Below are 6,713 nucleotides of genomic sequence, written 5' to 3' on the forward strand. Positions count from 1 at the left end.
CCCCTTCCTCCCGGGGCACCTGCGGCGGGTAGCCGGCTTCAGCCTGCTGCCCGCCGCCTTTTATTTGCTGGCGCATCGAGTATCGGCCACGAACTTTAGGCAGCTCGGACTATGGAACGAGCCCTGGGTGGTCTCTTCGACGAGCTCCAGGACACCACACCGCTCGCGCCGAGAGAACGCGACGCGCCGTCGTAGACCTTGACGACGGATCGCGACGATCTCGACGCGGCATAGCGCCATCATGAACGACGCGCGCCGGCAGATCGGCGAGGTAAACTCGCCGGCCTCGAGACCCTAATTACATATGTGATGTTTAGCTTTTGCGCTGCGGAGGCCGTAGGAAACTGCTTCGCAAGCACTAAGGTCTGGCTCGGCTCAGCTTTGAATGCCCTTCCATTAGAACATGCGGGAGCAAAAACGGATGATTCTCATCTCGCGAACGGCGCGCATAGCGTCCGCGTCAGTGGCCTTGGTGATCGCGGCGACATCTGCTAGCGCGCAAAAGAAATACGACACCGGCGCGACGGACACTGAAATCAAGATCGGCAACATCATGCCCTATTCCGGAGCGGCGTCAGTCGCCGGCGTCATCGGTCGGGCGGAGGCGGCATACTTAGCGGTGATCAATGAAGCTGGCGGGATCGGCGGCCGCAAGATCAATTTTATCAGCTATGACGATGCTTATAGTCCGCCGAAAGCCGTGGAGCAGGCGCGAAAGCTCATTGAGGGGGACGAGGTCCTGTTTATGTTCTCGCCGTTTGGCACACCCTCGAACGCGGCCATACAGAAATACCTTAACGCGAGGAAAGTCCCGCAGCTATTCGTGTTCTCAGGTGCTTCAAGATTTGCGGACCCTCAGAACTTTCCTTGGACCACGATGGGTTGGTTGCCCACATATCGGCTCGAGGCGAGCGTCCATGCCAAGTACCTTCTGAAAGAGAAGCCGCAGGCCAAGATCGGCGTACTCTACCAGAATGACGACGGCGGTAAGGACTATCTCAAGGGTTTGAAGGAAGCTCTTGGCGACAAGGCCAGTGCCATGATCGTGGCGGAAGAGAGCTTCGATGTCACTGAGCCCACGATCGATACCCATATCGCAAAGCTCAAGGCGTCCGGCGCAGACACGTTGATTGACTTGGCGTCGCCGAAATTTGCCGCCCAGGCTATCAAGAGGATCGCAGCCTTCGATTGGCGGCCCTTGCATATTATCGCAAGCTTCTCCAGGTCGTTGGGCGGCGTGATCAAGCCGGCAGGACTTGAGAACGCTCAGGGCATCGTCTCGGCAACCATTGCAAAGGATCCCGAGGACAAGCGTTGGGATAACGATCCTGGCATGAAGGCCTACAATGAATTCCTAACGAAGGCGTTCCCAGAGGGCGACAGGCGGGATTCCAACACCTTGATCGGCTATGGCCTGGCGCAAATGCTGATCCAGGTGCTGAAGCAGTGCGGTGACAACCTCACGCGTGAAAACGTGATGAGGCAGGCAACGAACCTGAAAGAGTTTCGCAGCGAGGTGCTGTTACCGGGTATAAAAATGAACACCTCGCCCACCAACTACACGCCTGTCAGTCAGATGCAAATGACGCGCCTCAACGGGGAAGGATGGGAGCCGGTCGGCGACATCATTTCTGGCGACGTCCAAAAATAGTCTGGGAGAAGCGCATGAGTGTGACTGCGCCAGAGTCGAGGGGAAGTCGAGGTCCTTGCGCCGGCCGGCTGAAGGATAAGGTGGCTTTGATCACCGGTGCGGGCGCCGGAATGGGTCAAATAGTGTCGCTTCTGTTCGCGGAGGCCGGTGCTAAGGTGTTCGGGAGCGATGTCAACCCGGCAGGGCTGGACGAGACGGCGCGCCTGGCGTCGGAACGAGGCCTGTCAATCGATGTCGCGACAGTGGATGCCTCATCCGAGGAGCAAACCAAAGGATGGGTCGCCGAGGCGGTCCGCAAGTGCGCTCGTGTGGATGTGCTCTACAACAATGGAGCCAGCGTGCGGATGGCGCCGTTCTCGGAAATGACGGCACGGCAATGGCAGGATACGCTGCGCCTCGAACTGGACGTCGTCTTCTTCCCCACCAAGGCGGTTTGGCCTCATATGGTCGCTCAACAAGGTGGTTCGATCATCAATATTGCGTCGGTTGCCGGAATGCTCGGGGGCGAGGGGACCGGTGCGTCCGCGCATGCGGCCGGCAAGGGCGGTGTGATCGCGCTGACAAGGCAACTCGCCACGGAAGGCGCGCTGCATTGGATCCGGGTGAACTCCATCGCACCTGGGCCCATCCTGACGGAGACTCTCCGGCCGCGCTATGAAACCGACGCCCGCCTTCGCGCCCAATTCAATGACACGCCGGCCCTCGCACGGACCGGATACCCGATCGACGTCGCCTATGCGGGATTGTTCCTTGCATCGGACGAAGCCTTGTACATCACCGGAGTCAACTTGCCGGTCGACGGGGGCAAAACGTGCAAGAGCGGCCCTATGGTGAACCGGTCGGTCGAGGTGTAAAGCAGCCAATTGTCGTCCAGAGGCGGGACTGCGCCTTGCCATTGCCGCGAAATGGCGCCGCCTCGCGAGGCGAAGACCGGGCCACGTCTGATGCTGGCGTTTTGGCACGTCGGCTGCGATATCGGATCGATTCTCACTCTGCCGCGGCCACCGACATTCGGCTGCTCTCGAGCTCCGCCGTCAGCCTGGCACAAAGCGAAGGGGACGGCCTGGATCAACTATTACATATGTGATTGGCCGGCGAGTCGGTTGGCGCGCGGCGCTCTAGGATATATTCCCGAGCCAGCGCCGCATGGCGTCGATGATTTGGAGTCGCTTGGGATCGATGCGCTCGATCGGACCACCGACACCGATCGCAAGCAAGCTGTGCTTTCCCAATGGCGGAACGAGCATGCCTATCGTGCTAACGCCCGGCGTCGTGAGTCCCTTGGTCTCCGAATAGCCGCGCTGGCGGATGGCTTCGACCTCCTGCATAAAGGCCGTTTCGCGGAAGTTCGGTGAGACCTTTGGGGCTTCCGCGTTGTTGCGTCGCACGATCGCGCGGATCTGGTTGTTGGACTTGCAGCTCAGAAGAACCTGTCCAAGCGCTGTGCGGGACATCGGCCGGATTTCTCCCGCATTCACCATGAACTGGATAGCATGCATTCCGGGTAAGACGTGAAGGTATTGCATCGCTGCACCGACCTGTTGCCCGAGCATGATGGCCTCGCCGGTACGGGCCTGAAGCATGTCCATGACACGGGTGATGCGCGTGTCACCGAAACGCGCGTTCTGGATCCAGTCTCCCAGCAATGCGACGCGATAGCTGGGCAGAAATCGCCGAGTCTCGCTGTCGTATTCAAGGTAGTTCAGTGAGATGAGGGTCTTCAGCAGCACAGAGGTACTGGACTGCGGCATTGAGAGCGCGGAGGCGAGTTCTGCGGCCGAAGCAGAGGCTTTGGTCCGCCGGAAGTGCTCCAGCAGCGCAAGTGTGCGCATGGCGGATTTGATCGGTGCGGTGTGAGGTTTGAGTGGTCGTGGCACTTCTGGAAAACGTCTGGTTCGAGTTCAACATTACATATGTGATCTTCGCGCTCTTGCCCTGTCAACAGGTATGAAACCGCCTGACATGCACTAAGTTCAACCCGGTTGATCTGGCGATGACATCGTGGGTCAGATCCGCATGGGAGCAAAGATGCCCGGTCGTACTATGTTTCAGAAGATATGGGACGATCACGTTGTCGCCGATCTCGGGGACGATGTCTTTCTGTTGCACATCGATCGTCACATTCTTCACGACCTTGGAGGACCGGGAGGAATACTGAGTGTCGAACAACGTGGCCTGCGCATCCGCAATCCCGAGCTGACCTTCGCAACCGCTGACCATGCCATTTCCAGCGCCCGAGGGCGCGCCTTCACCTCAGTAGTCGGAATCCGTCTTCTGGAGGCCCTACGCTCGGGTACGCGATCGGCCGGCATACGCCTCTTCGATGTCGGTGAAGTCGGGCAGGGGATCGTCCATGTCATTGGGCCCGAGCTGGGGCTGACGCAGCCAGGCGCGCTCCTCGTTTGCGGCGACAGCCACACCTGCACGCATGGCGGGATCGGCGCCATGGCGTTCGGAATCGGGACGACGGAGCTCACTCATGTGCTTGCCACCCAAACGCTGGTGCAGTCGCGGCCTAGAACGATGCGCGTCCGCCTCGAGGGCGACACGGCTGTTGGCGTGACGGCGAAGGATCTGATCCTGCATCTGATTGGAACGATCGGTGTCGGCGGAGGCTCCGGCTACGCCGTGGAGTACGCTGGCAGTGCCATCCGAAACATGGGAATCGAAGAGCGCTTGACGGTTTGCAATCTGTCGATCGAGCTGGGGGCCAAGATCGGCATGGTCGCGCCCGATGAAAAGACTTTCGCTTATCTGAAGGGGCGCAAATTCTCACCCGCCGAAGAACTCTGGGATCGTGCGACCACCTATTGGCGAACTCTCCCCTCGGATGACGAGGCAGAGTTTGATCGCGAGGTGGAGATCCAAGTTGGCAACGTCGCGCCACATGTGACCTGGGGCACCAGCCCGGAACAGGTGCTGCCAGTTGACGGCATGATTCCCGACTTGGCTGCCTTGCCGGATGTCGGCAAGCGCGAGGCTGCCGTCGCGGCGCTGAACTACATGGGGCTTGAGCCCGGCAAGCCGATCATCGGTACGCCTGTCGACTGGGTGTTCATTGGTTCCTGCGCCAACAGCCGTATTTCCGACCTGCGATCGGCGGCCGAGGTAGTGCGCGGGCGTAAGGTGGCATCGAGCGTGCGGGCCTGGGTTGTGCCCGGCTCGGAATCTGTCAAGCGTCAGGCGGAAGCCGAAGGTCTCGACGGCGTCTTCAAGGATGCGGGCTTCGAATGGCGCGAGCCCGGGTGCTCAATGTGTCTTGCGGCCAACGGCGAGACCGTTCCAGCCGGCCAGCGTTCGATCTCGACCTCAAACCGCAACTTTGTGGGTCGTCAAGGGCCGGGGGCGCGCACTCATCTTGCAAGCCCGGCAATGGCGGCTGCGGCTGCCATTGCTGGCCATATTGCCGACGTCCGGAAGCTTAAGGAATTGACATGAAGCCCTTTGGCGTACTGACCGCCCCCGCAGCCCCGTTTCTCCATGACAATATCGACACCGACATCATCATTCGGATCGAGAGGCTCGTCGGATTGATGGGGCACGCGGACTTGGGGCGTTGGTGTTTCGAACTTCTTCGTTATTTGCCCGACGGTTCTGAGAATCAAGATTTTATTCTCAATCAGGAGCCCTATCGCAAATCGGAAGTCCTGCTGGCGGGTGCAAATTTCGGCTGCGGATCTTCGCGTGAGGGGGCCGTATGGGCGCTGATGGGAATGGGTCTGAAGGCCGTGCTGGCGCCGAGTTTTGGCCAGATCTTCTATAACAACTGCTTCCAGAACGGCATGCTGCCGGTTGTGCTGACCCGCGCGTCAATCGAAGAGATTATCTGCGAACTGAAGCCGGACACTGCAACGACCTCGGTGACGGTCGATCTTGAGCGCCAACTCGTGGTGTCTCCAAGCGGCAGGGAATACTCGTTCGAGACGCCCCCCTTGCGACGGCAGGCTCTGCTCGAAGGGCTCGAGACGGACGACCTCAGTCTCACTCTCAAACGCGAAGCAGCTATAGCGGCTTATCAGGCGCGCGATCGCCAGCGCCGGCCGTGGATCTACGAATCTGTGGAGGTGCAGTCGTGACACGTTCTGACAATCGGAGCATTGCAGTCGTCGGCGGAGACGGAATAGGACCGGAAGTGACCGCGCAGGGCCGGCGCATCCTGGCGCTGGTCGCCGAAGAGCGATCGCTTGGGGTCAAGCTGACGGTTGGGGACTAGGCGGTGTGGACACTTATCGCATCCATAGGACGATGGCAGCGAGAGTGACGACGGCTCGGTAATTTCGGGCGGTCTTTTCGAAGCGGGTAGCGACGCGGCGGAACTGCTTGAGTTTGGAGAAGCAGCATTCCACGAGATGGCGCTGGGCATAGAGATGTTTGTCGAGCGGATATTTGAGGGCGCGTGACGGGTTGTTGGGGATGACGGCGAGCGCCTTTTTGGCGGCGATGTCTTGGCGCAAATGATCGGCGTCATAGGCTGTATCGGCGATGACGACCTCGGCCGGCAGTCCCTCGATCAATGCGGCGGCCTGTGGTGCATCGCCCTTCTGGCCTGCGGTGAGCGTGAACCGTACAGGACACCCCAAGCCGCGAACGGCCATATGTATCTTCGTGCTCAGGCCGCCGCGCGAGCGGCCAAGCGCCTGATCTTCAGACCCCCTTTTTTCGCCCCGGCGGCGTGCTGATGCGCCCGGACGATGGTGGAATCGACGATCAGATATTCGAAGTCTGGATCATCAGACATCGCCTCGAAGATCCGCCACCAAACACCCTTGATGCTCCATCGACTGAAGCGCCGGAATACGCTGTTCCAGTCTCCGAACGCCTCCGGAAGGTCGCGCCAGGGAGAGCCTGTACGCACGATCCAGAGCACACCTTCCACGAACATCCGGTTGTCCCGCCCGGTCGAACCCTTCTGGTCGGGCCGGCCTATGATCAGCGGCGCCATGCGCTCCCAGGCCGCGTCGCTCAACACCAAACGATCCATCACACCCAAGGCCGCCTCCCAAAAAGAAGCCTTGAATCTGATTTGCTCTCAAAAGGGAATCCTTAGAGTCCACACCGCCTA

Annotated in this window: 7 protein-coding genes; 5 read left to right on the forward strand and 2 right to left on the reverse strand. The window is 60.0% G+C overall.

All coding sequences use genetic code 11. The features are described 5' to 3' along the window. Positions 1–421 precede the first annotated feature (421 nt). Both AXW67_RS33260 and AXW67_RS33265 read left to right on the forward strand, forming a co-directional pair. Positions 422–1,651, forward strand: a complete 1,230-nt coding sequence (locus AXW67_RS33260) for an ABC transporter substrate-binding protein (protein ID WP_145928038.1) — start codon at positions 422–424, stop codon at positions 1,649–1,651. Positions 1,652–1,731: 80 nt separating this feature from the next. Beyond that, on the forward strand, positions 1,732–2,505 hold the full coding sequence (locus AXW67_RS33265; RefSeq protein ID WP_161491319.1) for an SDR family NAD(P)-dependent oxidoreductase: 774 nt from the start codon (positions 1,732–1,734) through the stop codon (positions 2,503–2,505). A gap of 264 nt (positions 2,506–2,769) precedes the next feature. Here AXW67_RS33265 and AXW67_RS33270 read toward each other — a convergent pair whose 3' ends face one another. Then, positions 2,770–3,483, reverse strand: coding sequence for an IclR family transcriptional regulator (locus AXW67_RS33270; RefSeq protein WP_245315800.1), 714 nt, complete (start codon positions 3,481–3,483; stop codon positions 2,770–2,772). A 196-nt stretch (positions 3,484–3,679) separates the two neighbouring features. Here AXW67_RS33270 and leuC point away from each other — a divergent pair, with 196 nt between their 5' ends. Genes leuC through AXW67_RS42925 form a run of 3 tightly spaced genes read left to right on the forward strand, consistent with a single transcriptional unit; the run spans position 3,680 to position 5,864 of the window. Further along, positions 3,680–5,089 (forward strand): 3-isopropylmalate dehydratase large subunit, encoded by a 1,410-nt coding sequence (leuC, locus tag AXW67_RS33275; protein ID WP_145928041.1) that lies wholly within the window; start codon positions 3,680–3,682, stop codon positions 5,087–5,089. After that, positions 5,086–5,727 carry a 3-isopropylmalate dehydratase small subunit gene (gene leuD / locus AXW67_RS33280; RefSeq protein WP_063681333.1) on the forward strand — a complete coding sequence of 214 codons (642 nt, stop codon included), beginning with the start codon at positions 5,086–5,088 and terminating at the stop codon, positions 5,725–5,727. The genes leuC and leuD overlap by 4 nt, the downstream gene beginning before the upstream one ends. Further along, a complete protein-coding gene (locus AXW67_RS42925; protein ID WP_161491320.1) occupies positions 5,724–5,864 on the forward strand; it encodes a hypothetical protein in 141 nt (46 codons plus the stop codon). Before leuD ends, AXW67_RS42925 begins: the two co-directional genes overlap by 4 nt. Positions 5,865–5,877: 13 nt before the next feature. Here AXW67_RS42925 and AXW67_RS41155 read toward each other — a convergent pair. Further along, positions 5,878–6,641 (reverse strand): IS5 family transposase gene (locus AXW67_RS41155; protein WP_145927316.1). Its coding sequence is split into 2 segments (ribosomal slippage): positions 5,878–6,303 and positions 6,306–6,641, totalling 762 coding nucleotides; the frame shifts between segments, so codons are not numbered across the junction. Positions 6,642–6,713 lie beyond the last annotated feature (72 nt).

Source organism: Bradyrhizobium neotropicale, from assembly GCF_001641695.1.
GTDB classification, from domain to species: Bacteria; Pseudomonadota; Alphaproteobacteria; order Rhizobiales; family Xanthobacteraceae; genus Bradyrhizobium; species Bradyrhizobium neotropicale.

Bases quoted from the DNA above. Each gene is read 5' to 3' on its own strand.
- AXW67_RS33260 (WP_145928038.1), top strand. From the start codon at position 422: ATGATTCTCATCTCGCGAACGGCGCGCATAGCGTCCGCGTCAGTGGCC.
- leuD (WP_063681333.1), top strand. From the start codon at position 5,086: ATGAAGCCCTTTGGCGTACTGACCGCCCCCGCAGCCCCGTTTCTCCAT.
- leuC (WP_145928041.1), top strand. From the start codon at position 3,680: ATGCCCGGTCGTACTATGTTTCAGAAGATATGGGACGATCACGTTGTC.
- AXW67_RS33270 (WP_245315800.1), bottom strand. From the start codon at position 3,483: ATGCGCACACTTGCGCTGCTGGAGCACTTCCGGCGGACCAAAGCCTCT.